The 23871-nt window shown below is 62.6% G+C and carries 14 protein-coding genes and 5 pseudogenes; 6 read left to right on the top strand and 13 right to left on the bottom strand.

Annotated elements, in window-relative coordinates:
• Position 1: 1 nt before the first annotated feature.
• The 4 genes and pseudogenes from ACFXS9_RS37475 to ACFXS9_RS37460 form a co-directional block, all read right to left on the bottom strand.
• Positions 2–1108 (bottom strand): annotated as a pseudogene (locus ACFXS9_RS37475) (microcin C ABC transporter permease YejB); the annotation flags it as partial.
• Positions 1108–2990: pseudogene (locus ACFXS9_RS37470) on the bottom strand (extracellular solute-binding protein). The pseudogenes ACFXS9_RS37470 and ACFXS9_RS37475, both read right to left, overlap by 1 nt.
• 14 nt (positions 2991–3004) lie before the next feature.
• Positions 3005–4906 (bottom strand): extracellular solute-binding protein, encoded by a 1902-nt coding sequence (locus ACFXS9_RS37465; RefSeq protein WP_392698232.1) that lies wholly within the window; start codon positions 4904–4906, stop codon positions 3005–3007.
• A 280-nt stretch (positions 4907–5186) separates the two neighbouring features.
• Positions 5187–5738 (bottom strand): c-type cytochrome, encoded by a 552-nt coding sequence (locus ACFXS9_RS37460; RefSeq protein WP_392698230.1) that lies wholly within the window; start codon positions 5736–5738, stop codon positions 5187–5189.
• Positions 5739–5937: 199 nt separating this feature from the next.
• Here ACFXS9_RS37460 and ACFXS9_RS37455 point away from each other — a divergent pair.
• Together ACFXS9_RS37455 and ACFXS9_RS37450 are read left to right on the top strand one after the other, a co-directional pair.
• Positions 5938–6677: pseudogene (locus ACFXS9_RS37455) on the top strand (3-deoxy-manno-octulosonate cytidylyltransferase).
• Between the two features lie 21 nt (positions 6678–6698).
• Complete coding sequence (locus ACFXS9_RS37450) at positions 6699–7559, top strand: prephenate dehydratase (RefSeq protein WP_392698228.1); 861 nt, start codon at positions 6699–6701, stop codon at positions 7557–7559.
• A 145-nt stretch (positions 7560–7704) separates the two neighbouring features.
• Here ACFXS9_RS37450 and ACFXS9_RS37445 read toward each other — a convergent pair.
• Positions 7705–8722 (bottom strand): annotated as a pseudogene (locus tag ACFXS9_RS37445) (LLM class flavin-dependent oxidoreductase).
• A gap of 381 nt (positions 8723–9103) precedes the next feature.
• On the opposite strand from ACFXS9_RS37445, the gene metF reads away from it, so the two are divergent.
• From metF to maiA, 3 genes and pseudogenes are all read left to right on the top strand, one after another.
• Positions 9104–10018, top strand: a complete 915-nt coding sequence (metF, locus tag ACFXS9_RS37440) for a methylenetetrahydrofolate reductase [NAD(P)H] (RefSeq protein WP_392698226.1) — start codon at positions 9104–9106, stop codon at positions 10016–10018.
• Positions 10019–10022: 4 nt separating this feature from the next.
• Positions 10023–13881, top strand: a pseudogene (metH, locus tag ACFXS9_RS37435) (methionine synthase).
• A 93-nt stretch (positions 13882–13974) separates the two neighbouring features.
• Positions 13975–14637 (top strand): maleylacetoacetate isomerase, encoded by a 663-nt coding sequence (gene maiA, locus ACFXS9_RS37430; RefSeq protein WP_392698224.1) that lies wholly within the window; start codon positions 13975–13977, stop codon positions 14635–14637.
• 130 nt (positions 14638–14767) lie between these two features.
• On the opposite strand, the gene ACFXS9_RS37425 is transcribed toward maiA, so the two are convergent.
• Both ACFXS9_RS37425 and ACFXS9_RS37420 read right to left on the bottom strand, forming a co-directional pair.
• On the bottom strand, positions 14768–15400 hold the full coding sequence (locus ACFXS9_RS37425; RefSeq protein ID WP_392698222.1) for a glutathione S-transferase family protein: 633 nt from the start codon (positions 15398–15400) through the stop codon (positions 14768–14770).
• Positions 15401–16189: 789 nt separating this feature from the next.
• Complete coding sequence (locus ACFXS9_RS37420) at positions 16190–17158, bottom strand: IS110 family transposase (RefSeq protein ID WP_392698221.1); 969 nt, start codon at positions 17156–17158, stop codon at positions 16190–16192.
• Positions 17159–17283: 125 nt separating this feature from the next.
• On the opposite strand from ACFXS9_RS37420, the gene ACFXS9_RS37415 reads away from it, so the two are divergent.
• Positions 17284–17697 carry a DUF6636 domain-containing protein gene (locus tag ACFXS9_RS37415; protein ID WP_392698219.1) on the top strand — a complete coding sequence of 138 codons (414 nt, stop codon included), beginning with the start codon at positions 17284–17286 and terminating at the stop codon, positions 17695–17697.
• A gap of 153 nt (positions 17698–17850) precedes the next feature.
• Here the strand turns inward: ACFXS9_RS37415 and ACFXS9_RS37410 are convergent, their stop codons facing one another.
• The 6 genes from ACFXS9_RS37410 to pimC form a co-directional block, all read right to left on the bottom strand.
• Positions 17851–18039: a hypothetical protein gene (locus tag ACFXS9_RS37410; RefSeq protein WP_392698218.1), complete on the bottom strand. Its 189-nt coding sequence runs from the start codon at positions 18037–18039 to the stop codon at positions 17851–17853.
• A 12-nt stretch (positions 18040–18051) separates the two neighbouring features.
• Complete coding sequence (locus tag ACFXS9_RS37405) at positions 18052–18645, bottom strand: GNAT family N-acetyltransferase (protein WP_392698216.1); 594 nt, start codon at positions 18643–18645, stop codon at positions 18052–18054.
• Positions 18646–18651: 6 nt separating this feature from the next.
• Positions 18652–20154, bottom strand: a complete 1503-nt coding sequence (glpK, locus tag ACFXS9_RS37400; RefSeq protein WP_392698214.1) for a glycerol kinase GlpK — start codon at positions 20152–20154, stop codon at positions 18652–18654.
• A 269-nt stretch (positions 20155–20423) separates the two neighbouring features.
• Positions 20424–21197: an SDR family NAD(P)-dependent oxidoreductase gene (locus tag ACFXS9_RS37395; protein WP_392698213.1), complete on the bottom strand. Its 774-nt coding sequence runs from the start codon at positions 21195–21197 to the stop codon at positions 20424–20426.
• Between the two features lie 167 nt (positions 21198–21364).
• A complete protein-coding gene (pimD, locus tag ACFXS9_RS37390) occupies positions 21365–22504 on the bottom strand; it encodes a pimeloyl-CoA dehydrogenase small subunit (protein WP_392698212.1) in 1140 nt (379 codons plus the stop codon).
• A 148-nt stretch (positions 22505–22652) separates the two neighbouring features.
• Positions 22653–23843: a pimeloyl-CoA dehydrogenase large subunit gene (gene pimC / locus ACFXS9_RS37385; RefSeq protein ID WP_057841093.1), complete on the bottom strand. Its 1191-nt coding sequence runs from the start codon at positions 23841–23843 to the stop codon at positions 22653–22655.
• Between the last annotated feature and the right edge of the window lie 28 nt (positions 23844–23871).

The following is a 23871-nucleotide window of genomic DNA, read 5'->3' as shown; positions in this document are numbered from 1 at the left end:
ACTTCCTCGCCTCAAAATCGATCCGGGGATCGATCCACATGTAGGCGAGGTCGGAGATCAGACCCACCACAAGGCCCACGAGGGAGAAGATGAACAGCGTGCCGAACACGACCGGATAGTCGCGGTTGAGCACGCTTTCGAAGCCGAGCAGGCCCAGGCCGTCGAGCGAGAAGATGGTCTCGATCAGCAGCGAGCCGGAGAAGAATGCACCAATGAACGCACCGGGAAAGCCTGCGATTACGATCAGCATGGCGTTGCGGAAGATATGGCCGTACAGCACCTGCCCCTCGCTGCAACCCTTTGCACGCGCGGTCATGACGTACTGCTTCCTGATCTCATCGAGAAACGAGTTCTTGGTCAGCAGCGTCATGGTGGCGAAGGCGCCGAGACCCATCGCGATCAAAGGCAAGGTGAGGTGCCAGAAGTAGTCAATGATCTTCCAGTACCAGGGGAATTGCGACCAGCCGTCCGAGGTCAATCCGCGCAGCGGGAACCAGTTGAAGAACGACCCGCCGGCAAACAGGATAATCAGCAGGATCGCGAACAGGAAGCCGGGAATCGCAAAGCCGACGATGATAGCGGCGGAAGTCCAGGTATCAAATCGCGTTCCGTCCGCCACCGCTTTGCGGATGCCTAGCGGGATCGAGATCAAATAGGTCAGCAGGGTCAACCAGAGGCCGAGCGATATCGAGACCGGCAGCTTCTCCTTGATCAGCTGCAACACGGTGGTGTCGCGAAAGTAGCTCTTGCCAAAATCGAAGCGGGCGAAATTCCATACCATCAGCGCAAAGCGCTCATGCGCCGGCTTGTCGAAGCCGAACTGCTTTTCCAGGTTCTTGATGAAATCCGGATCGAGCCCCTGCGCACCGCGGTATTTCGAATTGACGGCATCGGCCGCGGCGCCCGCCTGCGGGGCGCCGCCGGCGAAGTCGCCGGTGGAAGAGCCTGAGATGCGCGAGGAGCCGCCAGTGTCAGCACCGGACAACTGCGCTATCACGCGCTCGACCGGGCCGCCCGGTGCGAACTGCACCACCACGAAGGAGATGAAGAGGATGCCGAGCAAGGTCGGAAACATCAGGAGGATGCGGCGGGCGATATAGGCAGTCATTATTGCTTCGCCTGCTCGAGTTTGCCGGCCTTGGCGGCGTCATACCACCAGATAACGCGCTCGCCGGAGCCCGATGCATCGATTTGATAACGCGGCAGATTCTTCGGGCGGTCGAAGATGTCCCAATAGGCCAGCCGATGCGTCTTGTTGTACCACTGCGGCACCCAGTAGCGGCCGGCGCGGAAAACGCGATCGAAGGCATGGCAGGCGACCGTCAGCTCGGCGCGGGTATCCGCCGCAATGATCTTTTCGATCAGCGCGTCGATGGCGGGATTCTCGATACCGGCCAGGTTGTAGGAGCCCTTGGTTTTGGCGGCGTGCGAGGAGAAGAAGGCACGCATTGCGTCGCCCGGCGTCGTCGACATCGAGAAGCGCGTGATAGTCATGTCGAAATCGAAATCTTCCACCCTCGCGCGGTACTGCACGGCATCGACCATGCGCGGGCTCGCCTCGATGCCGAGCGTTCCCAGATTCTTGATATAGGGCGCGTGATGCGGATTCAGCGAGGGCTCATCGTACAGGAATTCGATGCGAAACACCTCGCCGCTCGGCGTCATCCGCTTGCCGTCCTTGATGACGAAGCCGGCTTCGTTGAGCAATTGCTGCGCCTTGCGCAGCATGTTGCGGTCTTGCCCCGAGCCGTCGAAACCGGGGGCACGTAGGGCTGGCCAAACACTTCGTCGGGCACCTGGCCGCGGAACGGCTCGAGCAGCTTTAGCTCGTCCGGCGAGGGCGACCCCTTCGCCATCATGTCCGAATTCTGGAACGGCGAATGCGTACGCGCATAGGCGTCGTACATAATGGTCTTGTTGGTCCACTCGAAATCGAAGGCGTTGATCAGCGCCTCCCGCACGCGGGGGTCCTTGAACTTGTCGCGGCGGGTATTGATGAACCAGCCCTGCGCGCCGGACGGCCTTTCGTCCGGCACCTGCTCGCGCTTGACGCGGCCGTCCTTGATGGCGGGGAAGTCGTAGCGCGTCGCCCAGATGCGCGCAGTGAACTCTTCGCGGAACAGATAGTTCTTGCCGGTAAAGCCTTCGAAGGCGACGTCGCGGTCGCGATAGAATTCGTAGCGGACCACATCGTAATTGTAATGACCGCGGCAGACCGGGAGGTTCGCCCCCCACCAGTCCTTGACGCGTTCGTACTCGATGAAACGGTTGACCTCGAACTTGCCGACCTTATAGGGCCCCGAGCCCAGCGGCGTGTCCAGCGTCGATTCATCGAAGGGCCGCGTCTCATAAAATTTCTTCGAGAAGATCGGCAGGCCCGCGACGTAGAGCGGCACGTCGCGGGCGCGCTTCTCGGCGAAGGTGACGATCACGGTCGCATCGTCGAGCGCCTCGGCACCCTTGACGTCACGCATCTGCACCTGGATCAGCGGATGGCCCTTGGCCTTCAGCGTGTTGACGGACCAGGCGACGTCATGCGCCGTGATCCTCGAGCCGTCGTGAAACTTGGCCTCGGGGCGCAGCGTGAAGCGGTAGGTCAGCTTGTCCGGCGAAATTCGCACCGACTTTGCGACGAGCCCGTACATCGCATCCGGCTCGTCGCCGGCCCGCACCATCAGCGCTGAGAAGGTCAGGTCCATGCCCTGCGCGCCCTCGCCCTTGAGGATGTAGGCGTTCAGCGAATTGAAGGTCTGGTAGGACTGATTATAGGAGCGCGTCGAGGGAATGGTCGAAAATACACCACCCTTAGGCGCTGCGACATTCACGTAGTCGAAATTCTTGAAGTCGGCGGGATATTTGAGATCACCAAACGCCGAGATACCGTGCACCTCGGCGCCATTCTCTTCGGCCGCACGCGCCGGCCGGAGCGTCAGAACGCCCAGTGCGCCGACACCGAGACCGAGTACATGCCGGCGAGAGAATTGCGCCATGCGCAAGATATCCTTCAAGACCGTCTTCCGATCTTTGCCGCCTTGTCGGCATCATACCACCAGATCGCAGGGAAGCCGGACAGGCCATATTTGGGCAGTTCGGACGGACGGCCGAAACGGTCCCAACGCGCCGTACGGACCTTGGGATAATTCCACTGCGGCACGACATAGTGGTTCCACAGCAGCACGCGGTCCAGCGCCCTGGTCGCAGCAACAAGGTCTTCCCGGCCCTTCGCATAGATCAGCCGCTCGATCAATTTGTCGACCGCGGGATTCTTGATGCCGATGATATTGCGCGAACCCGCCATGTCTGCCGCCTGCGAGCCCCAATATTCGCGCTGTTCATTTCCGGGCGACAGCGATTCCGCCCACGACGAAACGACCACATCGAAATCCCAGCTACGAAGCCGGTTTTCATACTGTGTCGGATCGATCGTGCGTACGCTGACGGTGATACCAAGTCGCTCCAGAGACGGCTTGAAGAACAGCATGACGCGTTCGAAGGACGGGTCTGCACCGAGTAATTCGAGCGCAAATGGCGCTCCCGTCTTGCTATCGACCAGCTTGCGCTCGCGCACCTCATAGCCGGCTTCCTTCAGCAGGCGCAGCCCCTCACGAAGATTTTCGCGAACCGCTTCGGGACTGCCGCCGACTGGATTGGTATAGGGCTTCGTGAATACCTCGGGCGGCACTTCCGCGCGGACGGCTTCGAGTATTTCCAGCTCCTTGCCTTCAGGCATGCCGCTTGAAGCCAGTTCAGTGCCATCGAAATAGCTGCTGATGCGCTTGTACTGACCGAAGAATATCTGTTTGTTCATTTCCTCGAAGTCGAACGCATAGTTCAGCGCGCGACGCACCCGCGGATCCCTAAACTGGTCACGCCGGATATTCAGCGCGAACGCCTGCATGATTCCGGAACTGCGGTTCGGAAACTCCTCGAGCAGCACGCGCTTGTCATTGACGGCCGGAAAGTCGTAGGCCGTGGCCCAGTTCTTCGCGCTGTTTTCGGTTCGCCAATCGACCTGGTCGCCCTTGAAGGCCTCGAGTGCGACGGTCGAATCCCGGAAATACTCCAAGCGCAACTCGTCGAAATTGTTGCGGCCGACGCTCGTGCTGGAATCGCGGCCCCAATGGTCCTTTACCCGCTCCAGCGTCAACGTCCTGCCCGGGACAAACTCCTTGATCCGGTAGGCACCCGAGCCCAGCGGCTTCTCCAGCGTCGTTGCAGCGATATCGCGCTTGCGACCCTCACTGTCGGTTCCCTCCCACCAATGCTTCGGCAAGATCGTGAGTTGTCCGACGATCAGCGGGAGTTCGCGATTGCCGGGCGCATCGAAGCTGAACTTTATGTCGCGATCACCGACCTTTTCAGCTTTCACCACATGGCGGTAGTAAGCCGAGTACTGCGGATGATGTTGCTTGAACGCATTAAGGGAGAAGATGACGTCGTCAGGCGTGACAGGCTTGCCGTCATGCCATTTCGCCTCTCGCCGGAGACGGTAGGTCACCCAGGAGAAATCCTCGGGGTGGCTGACCGCTTCGGCCAGTTCGCCGTACTCGGTCGAGACCTCGTCCAGCGACTGCGTCATGAGAGATTCGTAGATCAACTGAACGCCGCCTGCGAGCGAGCCTTTGACGCCGGCAACCACAAGGTTGAAGTTGTCAAACGTCCCGACCTGGATCTGACGTACGGTGCCGCCCTTCGGGGCCTCTGGATTGACGTAGTCGAAGTGCTTGAAGCCGGCTGGGTATTTGATTTCGCCGAACAGCGACAGGGCATGCCGAAAGACCGGCTCGCTCGCACTCGATTGTGCCTGGGCCGGCGAAATTGCCGGGATGCCTGGGGCCAGCCCCAGCGCCGGGGCCATCGCGGCTGCGGCGCTGCCTTGAAGAAGGTGTCGTCTGGTAATTGCCAAATGCAGAATCCCTGTTGCTGACGCGAGTGTCCGTGTCTTCCAAGTCGGTGATCTGCCCGCGGTCCCCGATCCGACTAAGCAAACTACGAGGCGGAGCTAGTGAGGACCTAATATAAGGCAAGGGTTCGACAAATTACGTTGCTTTTTCCTCATGATAACAGCACCGGAACAATTGCGCTGCGGCGAAACGTCCCGATAACAACACCGCGATCCGAATAAGCAAACGGCCAGGCAATGCCTGGCCGCGTAAGCTGCAAGTTCATGAGGGGCTGACGAAATATTAGTTCGCCGCCGTCGGAAGCGGAGCCGGGTTTTCCGAGAGGCTGCGCAGATAGGCGATCACGTCGGCGCGCTCGCTATCCTTCGGGATACCGGCAAAGCCCATCGCCGTGCCCGGAACGAAGGCCTTGGGGTTAGCGAGGAACTTGTTGAGGTCCTCATAGGTCCAGGTGCCGCCCTTGCCCTTCAAGGCGGCCGAGAAGTTGAACCCGCCGCGTCCCTGGCCCTTCGGCTCGTTCAAAACGCCGTACAGATTGGGCCCGACGCGGTTGGGGCCGCCCTTTTCGAACGTATGGCAAGCGGCGCACTTCTTGGCGGCGGCGGTGCCCTTCTCGACAGACGCGGTCTGCAAAAGCTTCTCGATCGGCTCGGACGGCGCGGCGGCTTCCTTGGCTGCACCGTGAGAGGTGTCTTCCTTCACGGCGATCTCGAAGCCCGGCTTTTCCGGTTTCACGGGCGCAAAAATCGCCTGGGCGGCAAAGCTCGTCACCAGAAGAAGAATGCAGGTGCCAAGGACGGCACCAAGAATCTTGTTGAGTTCGAAGGAGTCCATAACGGGATCAGGCTCCAGGCCGGAAAGGTCGACTGAAGGCCGGCAAAACGGCCGCGGGTGGGCGTGAGGAATCAGCTTTCGCGCCGCACCCTCAGCAAGGTTGAGATATCGGTTTGCCCGGGCTCTGGCAACCCGTATAAACGCGCCGAACTTCGTCCCATCCCCATCAAAACCAGCTATCCGGCCGGGCCTTCAGACGATGACCGATTCCCGTATTTTGGTGCTGATTCCCGCCCGGATGGCGGCGACCCGGCTACCGGGCAAGCCGCTGCTGGATATCGCCGGCCTGCCGATGATCGTGCATGTGCTGCGGCGGGCGGAAGAAGCCAAAATCGGCCGGGTCGCGGTTGCGACCGACACGCCGGAGATCGCCAACGCGGTGCGGGCTGCCGGCGGCGAAGCGGTGATGACCGGTACCTCCCACGCTTCCGGCTCCGACCGCATCCACGAGGCCATGCTGGCGCTCGACCCGGCCGGCAAGGCTGAGATCGTGGTCAATTTGCAGGGCGATTTCCCCACGATCATGCCGGACACCATCCGCGCCGCGCTGCCGCCGCTCGACGACCCCGCGGTCGACATCGCGACGCTGGCCTCGCAGATCCACACCGAGGAGGAAGACCGGGCGCCGAGCGTGGTGAAGGCGATCGGCTCGCCGATCGGTCCAAACCGGCTGCGCGCGCTGTACTTCACCCGCGCCACCGCGCCTCACGGTGACGGACCGCGCTACCATCATATCGGCCTCTATGCTTACCGCCGCGCCGCGCTGCAGCGGTTCGTGACCTTGCCCCCCTCCCGCTGGAGCAGCAGGAAAAGCTCGAACAGCTCCGCGCGCTGGAAGCCGGGATGCGGATCGACATCACTATCGTCGATAGCGTGCCGCGTGGCGTCGATACCCCGGCCGACCTCGAAACCGCCCGGCAGATACTAGCAAAAGCCTGAGCCGCTGCTAAAAGGCCCCGCATGACCAAAAATCTCAAAATCGCATTCCAGGGCGAGCCTGGCGCCAATTCCCATATCGCCATCGTCGAGGCCTATCCGGACGCCGAGCCGTTGCCCTGCGCGACCTTCGAGGACGCACTGTCGGCGATCGCCTCAGGCGAGGCCGATCTCGGCATGATCCCGATCGAGAATTCGGTGGCGGGGCGCGTCGCCGATATCCATCATTTGCTGCCGGCGTCCGGCCTGTTCATCGTCGGCGAATGGTTCTTGCCGATCCGCCATCAATTGATGGCGCCGAAGGGGGCAAAGCTCGCCGACATCAAGACCGTGGAGAGCCACGTCCATGCGCTCGGCCAATGCCGCCGCATCATCCGCAAGCTCGGCATCAAGCCGATCGTCGCCGCCGACACCGCCGGCAGCGCGCGCGACGTTTCCGAGCGCAAGGACAGAAGCGTGGGCGCAATCGCGTCACGGCTAGCGGCACAGATCTACGGGCTCGATATCCTGGCCGAAGACGTCGAGGACGAAGCGCACAACACCACGCGCTTCGTGGTGCTGGCGCGCGAGGCCGACTGGGCGAAACAAGGCTCGGGCCCGCTGGTCACCACTTTTGTTTTCCGGGTGCGCAACCTGCCCGCCGCGCTCTACAAGGCGCTCGGCGGCTTTGCCACCAATGGCGTCAACATGACCAAGCTCGAAAGCTACATGGTCGACGGCAATTTCTTCGCCACCCAATTCTATGCCGACGTCGACGGCCATCCCGACGACAAGGGCCTCGCCTTTGCGCTGGAGGAACTGAAATTCTTCTCGCGCGAATTCCGCATCGTCGGCGTCTACCCGGCGCATCCGTTCCGCGCGACCTTCAGCGAGAAGCTGGATTAGGCGACGTATACGGCCTCCCCACGTCGTCCCTGCGAACGCAGGGACCCATAACCACAGAATGTAGTTGGGTTAGGAAGGGTCTGCCACTTCGCGCTATCGATAGATCACGCGGTATGGGTCCCTGCGTTCGCAGTGACGACGGCTGTTATGCCGCTGCCTTCTTCCCCAACCCGAACGCGTCCGCCAAGAGACTATACGACTTCTTGCGCGCGTCGTGGTCGTAGACGGCGGTGATGATCATCAGCTCGTCCGGCTGACTGGCGGTAATCATCGGCTGCAGCTTCGCCATGATGGTTGCGGGGCTGCCGACAAACAGGCGCGAACGGTTGCGCATGACCGAGGCGCGCTCGGCGTCGGTGGAATCATAGGCCAGCGCTTCCTCGACGCTGGGCAACGGCAAATATTGCCCGCGATCGCGGCGCAGGCGGTTGAGGTCCATCGAGGAGGCGAGCTTCTCAGCCTCCGCATCGGTCTCGGCGGCGACCGCCGCAACGGCGAGAATGCCGTGTGGGGTTTCCCGCCAGCCGGACGACTTGAAGTGGCTGCGGTAGTTCGTCATCGCCGCAATCGCATCATAGGACGCGAAATGATGCGCGAACGCGAAGCCCATGCCGACTTGCGCCGCCAATTCCGAACTGTAATCGGAGGAGCCGAGCAGCCAGATCGGCGGCAGCGGCGTATCGTCCGGCATCGCCACCACGTTGTTGTAGGGATGGCCGGCTGGAAAGCCGCGGGTCTCCCACAACACCAGTTCGCTCAGCCGTTCGAGAAAATCGTCGCCCTCGCGGCGGTCGAGCCGGCTGCGCAGCGCATGCGCGGTGGCGCCATCGGTGCCGGGCGCGCCCGAGGCCGAGATCGATGCGGCCGGGAAACAGCGCTTCCAACACCTTGAAGCGCTCGGCCACCACCAGCGGCGCATGGTTGGGCAGCATGACGCCGCCAGAGCCGACGCGGATGCTTTTGGTCACCGCGGCGATCTGCCCGATCATCAAATCAGGCGCTGGGCTGGCGACCGACGCCAGATTGTGGTGCTCGGCGAGCCAGTAGCGGACATAGCCGAGCCCATCGACATGGCGCGCGAGATCAATGCTGTTCTGCAGCGCGGCGGCGGGTTTTGTGCCTGTGGTGACGACGGAGAGGTCGAGGACGGAAAGCGGGATCATGGCGCTAAGCTAATGCGGCAAGCGAAGCCGACAAAGGCCTGGCCGGCGCAGATCAGGCCCGCGCTTGTGGGGAAAGGAGCTCCACATCGCAGCACTGGAGTGGGATGAAATGTGACAAATTTGATACTTTGTACCAATGCCCACTACCGAACACGGCCTCCACAGGGGTGGTTTCTTACTATTTCATTGTGATTGCTATATAATTATATTCAACCACTGCCCACCATAACCCTCTACCAAGATCGAAAATTCGTGCATTTTGTAGATATTGGGCTATTTCCCATCTCCAATGGGCTGTTTGGCCCGCCCCGTTTCGCTTATTTTAGCCCATCGTCGCTACGGCTGACGTCCGCCCATCGTTTCGGAGCTCTGTGAAGTGCCATGACCGAGGTTACGCCCCCCGCTTTCGACGGCCATCGCGCGCTGCATTCGCCAAAGATCTCCTTTGAGTTCTTTCCGCCCAAGACCGAAGAGATGGAGCGGAGCCTGTGGGAGACCATCAACCGGCTGGCGCCGCTTGCCCCCAATTTCGTCTCGGTGACCTATGGCGCCGGAGGATCGACCCGCGAGCGGACCCATTCGACCATTGCCCGCATCCTGAAAGAGACGCGGCTCACGCCTGCCGCGCACCTGACCTGCGTCGGTGCGCCCAAGGGCGAGATCGACGACGTGGTGGCGCGCTATCACGAGATCGGCGTCCGCCATATCGTAGCGCTGCGCGGCGATCCCACCACCGGCATCGGCACCGCCTATCGCGCACATCCGGACGGCTACCAGAGCTCGCCTGATCTCATCGCAGGCATCAAGAAGCGTTATCCAGATATCGAAATCTCGGTGTCCGCTTATCCGGAAAAACATCCGGAGAGCCCGACCATCGACGCCGATATCGATACGCTGAAGGCCAAGGTCGACGCCGGCGCGGCGCGAGCCATTACGCAAGTGTTCTTCGATAACGATCTCTACTTCCGCTACCTCGATCGCGTCCGCGCCCGCGGCATCGATATCCCCGTCGTCCCCGGCATCATGCCGATGCACAATTTCAAGCAGGCGCGGAGTTTTGTGACCCGCGCCGGCACCACGGTGCCGGACTGGCTGGCGGACAAATTCGAAGGCCTGGATGACGACGCGGAGACCCGTAAGCTCGTTGCTGCCACGGTGGCCGCCGGCCAGGTGCAAAAGCTCGCCAAGCACGGCGTCGACACCTTTCACTTCTACACCATGAACCGCGCGGACCTGGTGTTCGCGATCAGCCATCTGCTGGGCATCCGCCCCAATGGCGCACAGAAAGCCGCCTGATCCGATGAGCGTTTCGATTCCGAAGGTTTCGCCGAAGCGAACTGCCCTGCTCGCCGCCGCCCGCGAACGCATCCTGGTGCTCGACGGCGCCATGGGCACCATGATCCAGGGCCTGCAGTTCGACGAAACAGCGTTTCGCGGCGAGCGTTTCAAGGACTTCCATCGCGACGTCAGAGGCAACAACGACTTGCTGATTCTGGACGCAGCCGGAGGCGATCGAGGACATCCACGCCGCGTACTTGCGCGCCGGCGCCGACATCGTCGCGACCAACACGTTTTCGTCCACCTCGATCGCGCAGGCCGACTACGACATGTCGGACCTCGCCTATGAGCTGAACCGTGACGGCGCAAAACTCGCCCGCGCCGCGGCGATGCGCGTCTCGGCAGAGGACGGCAAGCCGCGTTTCGTTGCCGGGGCGCTGGGCCCGACCAATCGCACCGCCTCGATCTCGCCCGACGTTTCCAATCCCGGCTATCGCGCCGTCACCTTCGACGATTTGCGCAAGGCCTATGGCGAACAGGTCAACGGCCTGCTCGACGGTGGCGCCGACCTGCTGCTGGTCGAAACCATTTTCGATACGCTGAATGCCAAGGCGGCGCTTTACGCGATTTCGGAGATCACGGAGGAACGCGGCATCGACGTGCCCGTGATGATCTCCGGCACCATCACCGACAAATCCGGCCGCCTGCTCTCCGGCCAATTGCCGGAAGCGTTCTGGAATTCGATCCGCCACGCCAAACCGATTACCGTCGGCTTCAACTGCGCGCTCGGTGCGGAAGACCTTCGCGCCCATATCGCCGATATCGGCCGCGTGGCCGACACGCTTATCTGCGCCTATCCGAATGCCGGCCTGCCCAACGAATTCGGCCAGTACGACGAGACGCCGGAATACATGGCGCGGCTGATCGGCGAGTTCGCCGAAGCCGGCCTCGTCAACATCGTCGGCGGCTGCTGCGGCACCACGCCCGACCATATCGCCGCGATTGCCGCCGCGGTCGCTCCGCACAAGCCGCGCATCGTGCCCATGATCGAGCCCCGGCTGCGGCTGTCGGGGCTGGAGCCGTTCGAACTGACGCCGGCGATTCCGTTCGTGAACGTCGGCGAGCGCACCAATGTCACGGGCTCAGCGAGATTCCGCAAGCTGATCACCGCGGGCGATTACACCGCAGCCCTTCAGGTGGCGCGCGACCAGGTCGAGAACGGCGCCCAGATCATCGACGTCAACATGGACGAGGGCCTGCTGGATTCGGAAGCCGCGATGGTGACGTTCCTCAACCTCGTCGCCGCCGAGCCCGACATCGCGCGCGTGCCCGTGATGGTCGATTCCTCGAAATTCCATGTGATCGAAGCCGGCCTGAAATGCGTTCAGGGCAAGCCGGTGGTGAACTCGATTTCGATGAAGGAAGGCGTGGAGAAGTTCATCCACGAGGCCCGCATCGCGCGCCGTCATGGCGCGGCCGTCGTGGTGATGGCGTTCGACGAGATCGGCCAGGCCGATACGTTCACGCGCAAGACCGAGATCTGCAAGCGTGCCTACGATATCCTGGTAAACGAGGTCGGCTTTCCGCCCGAGGACATCATCTTCGACCCCAATATCTTTGCGATCGCGACGGGCCTCGACGAGCACAATAATTACGGCGTCGACTTCATCGAGGCAACGCGCTGGATCCGGACGAACCTGTCGGGCGCGCATGTCTCCGGCGGCGTCTCGAACCTGTCGTTCTCGTTCCGCGGCAACGAGCCGGTGCGCGAGGCGATGCACTCGGTGTTCCTGTATCACGCCATCCATGCCGGCATGGACATGGGCATCGTCAATGCCGGGCAGATGATCGTTTATGACGATATCGATCCCGAGCTGCGCCAGGTGTGCGAGGACGTGATTCTCAACCGCGACGCCGGCGCGTCCGAGCGGTTGCTGGCGCTGGCGGAAAAATTCCGCGGCAAGGAGAAGCAGACAAAAGAGCAGGACCTCGCCTGGCGCGGGTGGTCGGTCGAAAAGCGGCTGAGCCACGCGCTGGTGCACGGCATCACCGAATTCATCGAGGAAGACACCGAGGCCGCTCGGCTGACGGTCGAACGTCCGCTGAATGTGATCGAAGGACCGCTGATGGCGGGCATGAACATCGTCGGCGACCTCTTCGGCGACGGCAAAATGTTCCTGCCGCAGGTGGTGAAATCGGCGCGCGTGATGAAGCAGGCGGTCGCCTATCTGATGCCGTTCATGGAAGAGGAGAAGGCGCGCAACCTCGCCAATGGCGTCACCGGCGACGGCCGCAACGCCGCCGGCAAGATCGTGCTCGCCACCGTGAAGGGCGACGTCCACGACATCGGCAAGAACATCGTCGGCATCGTGCTGCAATGTAACAATTTCGAGGTGATCGACCTCGGCGTCATGGTGCCGGCGACCAAGATCATCGAGACGGCAAAAGCCGAAGGCGCCGACATCATCGGGCTATCGGGCCTGATCACGCCCTCGCTCGACGAAATGAGTTTTCTGGCCGGCGAGATGGAGCGGCAGGGCATGAAGATGCCGCTGCTGATCGGCGGCGCCACTACCAGCCGGGTCCATACTGCCGTGAAGATCGATCCGAACTACAAGGGCGGGCCGGTGGTGCACGTCAACGATGCCAGCCGCGCGGTGGGTGTGGCATCTTCGCTGCTCTCGCCGGACAGGCGCGAGGCCTATGCCGCCGACATCCGCGCCGAATACGCCAAGATTTCGGCCGCGCATCTGCGCGCGCAGGCCGACAAGAAGCGGCTGAAGCTGGCGGATGCCCGCGCCAATGCGGTCAAGGCGGACTTTGTGAAAACGCCGCCGAAGAAGCCATCGTTCCTGGGGCTCAGGAATTTTGACGCCTATGATCTGGCCGAGCTTGCTGAATACATCGACTGGACGCCGTTCTTCCAGACCTGGGAGCTGACCGGGCGCTTCCCGGCCATTCTCGACGATCCCAAGATCGGCGAGGTCGCGCGCTCGCTCTATGACGACGCACGCAAGATGCTGGACCGCATCATCAAGGAGAAATGGTTCACGGCGCGTGCAACGATCGGCTTCTGGCCGGCCAATGCGGAAGGAGACGATATCGCGGTTTATGCCGACGACAGCCGCAAGCAGAAGGTCGCGACGTTCCATACGCTGCGCCAGCAGTTGGAGAAGCGCGAAGGCCGCTTCAACGCCGCATTGTCGGACTTCATCGCGCCTGCGTCATCCGGCGTGTCAGATTATATCGGCGGCTTTGTCGTCACGGCAGGAATCGGCGAGGACGCGGTCGCCGACCGCTTCAAGAACGCCAATGACGATTACTCCTCGATCCTCTGCAAGGCGCTGGCCGATCGCCTCGCCGAAGCCTTCGCCGAGCGTATGCATCAGCGCGTCCGCAAGGAATTCTGGGGTTATGCGCCGGACGAGGCGCTGACCTCCGACCAGTTGATCCTCGAGCAATATGCCGGCATCCGCCCGGCGCCCGGCTATCCCGCGCAGCCCGATCACACCGAGAAGGCGACGCTGTTCCGCCTGCTCGATGCGGAAAAGACAGCCGGCGTGAAGCTGACCGAGAGCTTTGCGATGTGGCCGGGCTCGTCGGTATCAGGACTTTACTTCTCCCATCCCGAAAGCTTCTATTTCGGCGTCGGCAAGATCGAGCGCGACCAGGTCGAGGACTATGCCGCACGCAAGAGCATGAGCGTCACCGAGACCGAGCGCTGGCTGGCCCCGGTGCTGAACTACATTCCGTCGCAGGAACAGGCGGCGGCGAAGGCACCGGTGGCGGAGATCGTCCCCGCCAACGATGTCGCCTCGCATCCGCCCGGCTGCACCTGCGCGGTGCACCTGGCCTGGCGGAAGAAGGCGGTCGGGGCTTAACTCGTCATCACCGGGCTTGACCCGGTGATCCATCTCACGAAGATGGATGGATGCGCGGGTCAAGCCCGCGCATGACGCGTGCGTGGAGCCCCCATGAAATTCTTCTCCTTCTGGCGATCGCTGGCGAGCTTTCGCGTTCGCATTGCGCTCAACCTGAAAAATGTTCCGGCCGAGGTGATCTTCGTCGACATCGACGCCAACGCGCATCGCGATCCCGAGTATCGCCGGATCAACCCGCAGATGGCGCTGCCGGCGCTGGTGGAAGATGACGGCACCACGCTGTTCCAGTCGCTCGCCATTCTCGAATATCTCGACGAGAAATATCCCTCCCCGCCGCTATTGCCCTCCGACCTCGCCGGCCGCGCCCGCGTCCGCGCGCTGGCGCTGATGGTGGCGTGCGAGGGCCACCCGCTGCTGACGCCGCGGGTGCGGCGCTATCTCGACCACGAGCTGAATCTGCGCGACACGCAGCAGGCGGCGTGGCGGCGGCATTGGATCGCCGAGACGCTGGCAGCGCTGGAGGGACATCTTGCCGACCACAAGGACACCGGCAAATTCTGCCATGGCGATGCGCCGACCATCGCCGACATCTGCATGGTCGGCCATGTCACCGCTGCGCTGAACCAGCAGGTCAATCTGGCGACCTATCCGACCGTGAAGCGCATCTTCGAGACCGCGATGGCGCTGCCGGAATTTGAAAAAGCCAATCCGCTGGCGCAGCCGGACACGCCGGAGGCGATGCGGCAGAAGGTGTGAAAACGCGGCTGGCCGCCCAGCGGCACGACTCCCCGGACGCGCAGCACCCGGCCAAAAAAGCGAAAACAACCCCATGCAAAGTACGATCGGGCTGGCTCCGCGGCCTTGGCCGGGCGCGGCCCCGTCCAACTCAATCGCCGCTCGGCGGCGCCAGCGGCTGCACGATTTCCTTAAACGGCGGCAGCGCCTCGCAAGTGGCGGAATGCGCTTTCAGCGCCCGATAGCTGGCGTCGAACAGCTCCGGATGCGCCTCGCCGACGAAACGCAGCACGCAGGCGACCGCGATATCAGCATGGCCGATGTTTTCGCCGAACCAATACGGCGTCTTGACCGCCGCGCGCTCCTTCTCCAGCACCTCCAGCACGCTCGCGATCTGCGACTTGCAGCGCTCGACCCAGAGATCGAGTTGCTTGTCCTTGCGCAGCACGCGCTCGTACAGCAGGCTGACGCCCTTGTCGCCGAGCCCCATCGCCAGCGCGCAAATCCGCAAATGCCGCCGCCGCGCCTCGCCGCTCCGCGCGATCATCGCTCTTTCGGAACCGACGCGATCGTCGAGATAATCCAGGATCATCGCGCTTTCGATCAGCGCCTCGCCGTCATCCAGCACCAGCGTCGGCACCCGCCGCAGCGGATTATACGGCGCGATCTTGTCGGCATCGCCGAAGGTAGACCACGGCTTGTGCTCGAACGCGATGCCGTAGAGCCGCATGGCGATGGCGACGCGGCGGACAAAGGGGGAGTCGTATTGGCCGATCAGGATCATTTGATTTCACCACTCTGGGGGCGGACGGAATCGCCAGTTTAACGGACTGTCATACCCCGCGAAAGCGGGGTATCCAGTACGCCGCAGCCGTTCGGTTTTATCACCGCCGTCTCTGGAATACTTGTATGGGCCTGGTCAATGGTCGTCGTTGCTAGGTCATTGCGTTGATCTCCGAGGGAGGCCGACATCTCCGCGGGCCGACCTCAAGACGGGCTGTCCGCCTTGGCGCAGCGACCGTCAAGGGTGGCCGGAGGCCATCGCGTAGCGACGCAGCCCTTGACGGTCGCGAGCTTGGCGGCAGGCTTGAGGTCGGCACGCGGAGATGTCGATGGCGAGATGAGGACGACTTCCGAGGCGAGCCGCCTTGGACGCGATATCGCGTCGCAGACTTGTATTCGGTTGATCGATCGGGATCAGAACCATGATGCATGCATGCGCATCGGGGCGAGCTCCGGGGCGGCGGGTCCATTCTGGGTCGCGGCGCAAAGGCCATGTATTCCTGCGGATCATCGCCACCTCGGATGCCGTTGGCAGACCGCAAGCCGGGCTGCCAAACCGTCAGTGGTGTGGGGTTAAGGGAAGCTGCACGGTCAGGTGCCGACGGGACGCAACTTGATGTCCTCCGTCACCTGACCGGTGGTCACCAGCCGCCACAGGGCGATGAGTAGCTTACGCGCTAGTGCCACGATCATGGTCTTGCGCGTGGTGCGTCGGCCATCGGCGGTGCGCTCACGGAACCAGTTGGCGAGCCGGCTGCCCTTCTGAAAGATCAGCGCCAGGCCAGTTGGATCATCCCCCGGCGAACCCGGCCGTTGCCGGCGCGGGCCAGTCCTTCTCGCGCCGGCGCTGACCGCTCTCGTCCGGCGCGCCGGTCAGCCCGGCATAGCGCGCGACAGCTCTGCGATCGCGCAGATTGCGCGACAGAATCTCATTCACCAGCATGTCGGCGGTCTCGATGGCAATGCCCAGAACCCTTGCGATCAGACGAACCATCGCATGGGGTCCTTGAGATGTGGCCGGCGCAGCGGTGAGGCGCTGCAGCCGTGCGCTTTCGATGGCGCGGATCTGGTCGCGCACCAGGCATAGCCGCTCCAGATCGCGGCGCAGTTCCGCCCTGGCATTGTCCGGCAGCGGCGTTCCTTCCGCGGTACGCTGTGTCTCCAGTTGCTGCGCCGCCTTGCGAAGCCTCGGATTGAACCCGCCGATGCCGAACAAGGCGAGGACGGCTTTGACCCGGTTGACGATCCGCGTCTGCTCGCTCACCAGGCTCTCCCGCTCGCGGCCCGGTCGTCGAGCGTCTTCTTCCGCCATGGTCGGGATCGTGGCCATGCTGCAATGGCGCTTCTCACCACGCAGCCAACCCAGCAGCGAACGCATCAGCAGTTCCGTGTCGATCCGATCGCTTTTGACACGCCGGTGCTCGCGAGACACCGCGATGCTCGCAGGATGGATGACATAAGCTTCGATGGCGCGGGCCTGCAGCCAGCGGGCCAGCCAGAATCCATCCCGTCCAGCCTCATAGGCGCAGACGATCTGCTTGATCGCACGTCCCGCCTTGTGCGCTTCCTCGCACCAGCGCTGCAGCAGCTTCAGCAGAGCGTTCGCGTCTGCATCAAGCTTCTTCAGCGGCCGGCGTGTGACACCGGGGATCATAGCTGCAACCAGCCACTTCGACTGGCTCATCTCGATAACTGCAACGAGTGTGTTATCCTGCTCGAAGGCGGTGAGGGACCTGCTGACGTCAAACGGTTGCGACATGGGGTGCTCCATTGCGTGACCACGGCGCCCGAGGTGTCGATACCCTCGCCGCCGCTGACCCTGCCGCCACCCCCTCATAGCATCTGGATCACCCGCCTTCGCGGGTGACGACTGGGGAACAAGACATGCGACATCTGTCAATCCTCATCGGATTGCTCATCATCACTTCATGTCCAGCCCACGCCCAATCCGGCCCCACCGGCTTCCAGTCGCCCTCCAAAAACATCGCCTGCCAGTATTTCGACTACGACAAGCAGAACGTGCTCCGCTGCGACATCGCCGCAATGGAAACCAAGCCGCGGCGGCCTGCCGATTGCGACCTCGATTACGGGCAAGCCTTCGAGATGAACGCCAAAGGCCCCGTCGCCCGCATCTGCCATGGTGACACCGTGATGGACAAATCACTGCCGGTGCTGGGCTATGGCGAGGTGTGGCAGCGCGGGGGATTTACGTGCAAGTCGGAGCAGGCGGGCGTGACCTGCTTCAACACGGACCGACGCGGGTTCTCGCTGGCAAGAGTGAAGCAGGAAATGTTTTGAGGTCACGGAAACATCTGGTGCAATTCGGGCTCCTCAGACATTACGTTACGCTATTCCTCTACAAGGCCGGCCACCCGACCTGACTGCGCCAACAGGACCGCAGCTCGCTCCATATTTGCTCTTGTTACGGATTGAACAATCACCAAGTTCGGCTCAAAAAAGCGCGCCGCCACGCTGAAGCTCGCTTTCTATCTCCTGGCCGAGGCGCACGGGGTCGTAGAAGTTCAAGCGATATCGCTTCCCTGAAACAATGATCCGTGCTTCGCAAAACCAACCTTTGGTCTCGACTTCCCATTCGTAGTCCGCGAAGTCCGCCGGTAAATCAAGCGAAAAACCCGGCATAGTTCCTCCCTACTACTCAATCACCGGCACATGCTTCGCCACATCGCGCGGCGCGGTGCCGTCGAGCCGCGGATCGTCGACGACCTCGATCTGCCGTCGGAACGCGCGAAAGCCCGAGCGCTGGTAGAAGGCGAGCGCGGTGGGGTGATCGAAGGTGCAGGTGTGCAGCCAGACGCGGTTGATCGGTCGCGACCATGCGAGCTCCAGCGCGCGATTCATCAGCCAGCGGCCGGCGCCGGTGCCGACCAGTTTTGCGGTGACGCCGAACATGCCGATCTCGCATTGGCCGGGCTCGCGAAAATCCAGCTCCAACAATCCCTCGTCGCAGCCGTTATCGACCAGCGCGTACACTTCGAGCTGCGGCGAATGGAGCCGTGCCGCGAGTTCGGCGTCGGGCATCTGCATTCGCGAGAACCACAGCCATTCCTCGCCGACGCGACGATAGAGATCGCGAAACCAATCGAGCGGCGGTATCTCCACCTGACGCAGCGACCAGGCTCGGGGCGGATCGGAACGCAGCGCGGGTCGTTCAGTCATCTCCAGATGCGTGACGACGGCCGCGATCTTGCCGGCGGGAACGTCCGAATAGCCATCGGGCACGATCAACTGACGTCACTCCCCTTCATCGCTTGCCAGCACGCCCTTTACCGCCCTCGCCCAACCCGCCAGCTTCCGCTCGCGCGTCGCCTTGCTCATCGCCGGCTTGAAGCGGTGTTCGAGCCGCCAGTTGTCGGCGAATTTTGCGGGCTCGGGGTAGACGCCGGCGTTCAGCCCGGCGAGATAGGCGGCGCCTAACGCTGTGGTCTCCTGGATCTTCGGCCGGTCGACCGGCGCATCCAGCAAGTCTGCCAGCCGCTGCATGGTCCAGTCCGACGCGGTCATGCCGCCGTCGACCCGGAGCACGATGTTGGCGGCGGTTGCGTCCGGCCAGTCGGCGCGCATCGCGGCCCAGAGGTCGAAGGTCTGGTAACAGACGCTTTCGAGGGCGGCATGCGCGAGTTCGGCCGGACCGGTGTTGCGGGTCAGGCCGAACAGCGCACCACGGACGCGCGGATTCCAGTACGGAGCCCCTAAGCCGACGAAGGCGGGTACTAGATAGACACTCTGCATGGAATCGGACTTGTCGGCGAGCGGGCCGGTTTCGGATGCCTGCTTGATGATGCCGAGGCCGTCGCGCAGCCATTGCACCGCCGAGCCCGCGACGAAGATCGAGCCTTCGAGGGCATAGGTGCGTTTGCCGTTCAATTGATAGGCGATGGTGGTGAGCAGCTTGTTTTTGGAGGCCACCGGCGTGGTGCCGGTGTTGAGCAGCGCAAAGCAGCCGGTGCCGTAGGTCGATTTGATCATGCCGGGCGTGAAGCAGGCCTGGCCGATGGTTGCGGCCTGCTGGTCGCCGGCGATGCCGGAGATGGCGATCGAGCCGCCGAACAGGTCGGGCACGGTTTCGCCGAACTTGGCGGAAGAATCTTTGACCTCGGGCAGCATCGAGCGCGGCACGCGGAGGATTTTCAAGAGCTCGTCGTCCCAGTCGCCGGTGTGGATGTTGAACAGCAGCGTGCGCGAGGCGTTGGTGGCGTCGGTGACGTGCACCTTGCCGCCGGTCAGCCGCCATAACAGATAGCAATCGACGGTGCCGAACATCAGTTCACCGCGGCCGGCGCGTTCGCGCGCGCCCGGGACGTGATCGAGGATCCAGGCAACTTTTGTCCCCGAAAAATAGGGATCGATGATCAGGCCGGTCTTGGCCGAGATCGTGGGCTCATGGCCTTCGCTCTTCAACCTGGCGCAGATGTCCGCGGTGCGGCGGTCCTGCCAGACAATGGCGCGGTGCACCGCCTGCCCCGTGGCGCGGTCCCACACCACCGTGGTCTCGCGCTGGTTGGTAATGCCGATCGCGGCGATGTCCTGCGCTTTTAGTCCGGCCTTTTCCAGCGCCTCGCGGCAGACCTGTAACGTCGAGGTCCAGATGTCCTCCGGCTCGTGCTCGACCCAGCCCGACGCCGGGAAATGCTGCGGGAATTCCTGCTGCGCCGTTGCCGCAATGGAAATATCGCTGCGAAACACCATGGCGCGCGAGGACGTGGTGCCCTGATCGATGGCCAGCACAAAGGACATGACGCTGCTTCCCCGAAGGATTGTTGGTTGCGGAGAGGCAATCCGATTGGGAGGCGAAGGTCAAGTTGCGGACAGAGCGGGGGCGCGCTCACCCTCCCCTGGAGGGGGAGGGTCGGCTCACATTGAGCGCAGCGAAATGTGAGACGGGGTGGGGTGATCTCTCCACACGCACCACCGCCTCAATGGAAAGACTGTCACCCCACCCCGTATCGCATCTTGCTTCGCGCGATGCGATACGACCCTCCCCCTCCAGGGGAGGGTAAGATCAATCACGTCGCCGCTGTCGTTACACCGCCGTCCACCACGATGGTCTGGCCGGTCATGAAGGTGGAGGCATCGGAGGCGAGGTACGCCACGGCGCCTGCGATTTCATTTGGCTCGCCGATCCGGCGCAGCGGCGTGGTGGCGGTGCGGCGTTTGAGGAGGTCGGCGACTTCCCACAGCGCGCGGGCGAAATCGGTTTTGACGAGGCCGGGCGCGACGCAATTGACGCGGACGCCCTTTGGGCCCCATTCGCCGGCAAGGCTGCGGCAGAGTGCGAAATCCGCCGCTTTCGAAATGCCGTAGGCGCCGATCACGGTGGAGCCACGCATGCCGCCGATGGACGAGATGATCACCACCGAGCCGTTGCCGCGCTCCGCCATCTGCGGGATCGCCAGCGCGCAGAGCCAGATGTTGCTCTTGACGTTACTGCCCATGATCTTGTCGAAGGCCTCGTCCTTGATATCGAGCAGCGGACCGTAATAGGGGTTCACCGCGGCGTTGCAGACGAGGATATCGACCTTGCCGTAGTGCTTTGTCGTGCCCGATATCAGCGCCTCGACTTCCTCGCGGCGCGAGATATTGCAGGGGATGACATGGGCGTCGCCGCCGGCTTTTTTGATGCCTTCGGCCACTTCCTGGCAGGCGTCCGCCTTGCGGCTGGAGATCACGACCTTGGCCCCGAGTTTTGCGAGCAGTTCGGCGGAGGAACGGCCGATGCCGCGGCTGGAGCCGGTGACGACGGCGACCTTGCCGGTGAGATCGAACGGGGTGTTTTTCACTACGCGTGCTCCCTTTTGTTGTTTTCGCTTGCCGTTCTCTACCCGTCATGACCGGGCTTGACCCGGCCATCCCCGACTTCCTTGGCCGCCAAGACGTGGATGCCCGGGACAAGCCCGGGCATGAAGACTTTCGTATGGCCGCGGTCGCGTGACCTACGGCGAATGCGTTACACCAGCCCACCTTCCGCGACGCGGCGGAGATGGTAATCGGTATCACCAAACATATTCTCGATCATGGTCAGGCGCTTGAAGTAGTGGCCGATCTTGGCTTCCTGGGTCATGCCGATGCCGCCGTGGAGTTGGATCGACTGCTGGCCGATGAATTTTCCGGACTTCCCGATCTGCACCTTTGCAGCGGCAACCGCGGTCGCGCGCTCCTTGGCGTCTTCGAAATCGGCCGCCATGGTCGCGAACATCGACATGCTGCGGGCCTGTTCGAGGGCGACGAACATGTCGGCGGCGCGATGCTGCAGGGTCTGAAAGCTGCCGATCGGAACGCCGAACTGTTTTCGCGTCTTGAGGTACTCGACGGTCGTCTTCAGCGATTCATCCATCGCACCGACGGCTTCCGCGCACATCGCGGTGCGGGCTTCATCGACCACGCGCTCGATCAGCGGCAAGCCGTTCTCGGGATCGCCGATCGCGGCGTCGCTGCCAACCTCGACGCCGGTGAAGGTGATGTCGGCGGCATGCAGCCCGTCCTGGGTCGGATAGCCCTTGCGGGTGACACCCTTGGCATTGGCCGGCACGAGGAACACGCCGATGCCCGTCTTGTCGTGCCGGCTGCCCTTGGTACGCGCGGTCACGATCAGGGTGTCGGCATTCTCGCCGTTGAGCACGACGAATTTTTCACCGTCGACCACGTAAGCCCCGCCCTTCTTCTTGGCCGTGGTCGAGACGTCGGCGAGATCGTAGCGCGAGTTCTTCTCGAGCTGCGCGAAAGCAAAGGTCTTGCTGCCGTCGATGATGCCGGGAATATGAGCGGCCTTCTGCTCGGCCGAGCCGCCATGGCGCAGGAAGCCGCCGCCGATCACGACGGTGGCGAGATACGGCTCAAGCACCAGCGCCTTGCCGAGCGCTTCCATCACGATCATGGTCTCGACCGCGCCGGCGCCGAAGCCGCCGTCGGCTTCCGCGAACGGCAGGCCCAGCAAACCCTGCTCGGCGAGCTTGCCCCAGACGGCCTTGCTCCAGCCGCCCTTCTCCTTCTGGTACTTCTTGCGCGCATCGAAATCGTAGGAATCGGTCAACAGACCGTCGATGCTTTCCTTGAGAAGCCGCTGCTCCTCGGACAAATCAAAATCCATGTTCGTTACTTTCTCCGGCTAACCAAATTTCTCTGTCATGCCCGGGCTTGTCCCGGGCATCCACGTCTTGCTTTCTTTGCGTCAAGACGTGGATGGCCGGGTCAAGCCCGGCCATGACGACGGTATGTGCGGTCGCGTCATTGCGACACTAAAGCCCCAGCACCGCCTTGGTGATGATGTTGCGCTGGATCTCGTTGGAACCACCGTAGATCGAGACCTTGCGGTTGTTGAAGTAGCTGGGCGCGATCTGGGCGGTCCAGTCCATGGTTTCGTTGGAGGCGTCGTCGCCATGCTCGTCGTAAGGCGCGGCGAACGGGCCGATCACTTCCATCAGAAGTTCGGTGGTGGTCTGCTGGATTTCCGAACCCTTGATCTTCAACACCGAAGACGCCGGGTTGGGCTTGCCCTTGCCGTGCTTGCCCTCGTCGGCGACGACGCGGAGCTGCGTCAGTTCGAGCGCCTTCAGCTCGATCTCGCAGGCCGCCAGCTTCTCGCGGAAACCCTGGTCTTCCAGTACCGGCTTGCCGTTCTGTTCGACCTTGGAGGCGAGCTCCTTGATGCGGCGCAGCCGCTCCTTGGAGACGCCGACGCGGGCAATGCCGGTGCGCTCGTTGCCGAGCAGGAATTTTGCGTAATCCCAGCCCTTGTTCTCCTCGCCGATCAGGTTCTCGACCGGCACCTCGACGTCGTCGAAGAATACTTCATTGACCTCGTGGCCGCCGTCGATGGTCTCGATCGGACGCACGGTGACGCCCTTCGACTTCATGCTGAACACGATGAAGGAGATGCCCATCTGCTTCTTCGCTGACGTGTCGGTGCGGCACAGACAGAAGATCATGTCGGCGTGCTGGGCCAGCGTGGTCCAGGTCTTCTGGCCGTTGATGATGTACTTGTCGCCCTTGCGCTCGGCCTTGGTCTTCAGCGAGGCGAGGTCAGACCCCGAGCCCGGCTCCGAGAAGCCCTGGCACCACCAGTCGTCGACATTGGCGATGCGCGGCAGATAATGCTGCTTCTGCTTCTCGTTGCCGAAAGTGTAGATGACCGGGCCGACCATGCTGACGCCGAAGGCGAGCGGCGCCGGCGCTGGATGCATCTGCAGCTCTTCGTTGAAAATGTACTGCTGCACCGAGCTCCAGCCGGTGCCGCCATATTCCTTCGGCCAGTGCGAGACGCCCCAGCCCTTCTTGTTCAGGATGCGCCACCAGGCGACCATCTCGTCCTTGGAGAGGTGACGGCCCTCGACCATCTTGCGCCGCGTTTCCGGCGGTACGTTGTCCCTGAAGAAGGCTCTCACTTCTTCACGAAACGCGATTTCTTCCTTGCTGAAAGCGAGATCCATCGGATCCTCCTGTGAATTAGACTCTTAA

Source organism: Bradyrhizobium sp. RDI18 (genome assembly GCF_043203335.1).
GTDB lineage: Bacteria > Pseudomonadota > Alphaproteobacteria > Rhizobiales > Xanthobacteraceae > Bradyrhizobium > Bradyrhizobium retamae.
This window is presented reverse-complemented; position numbering and strand designations above follow the sequence as displayed.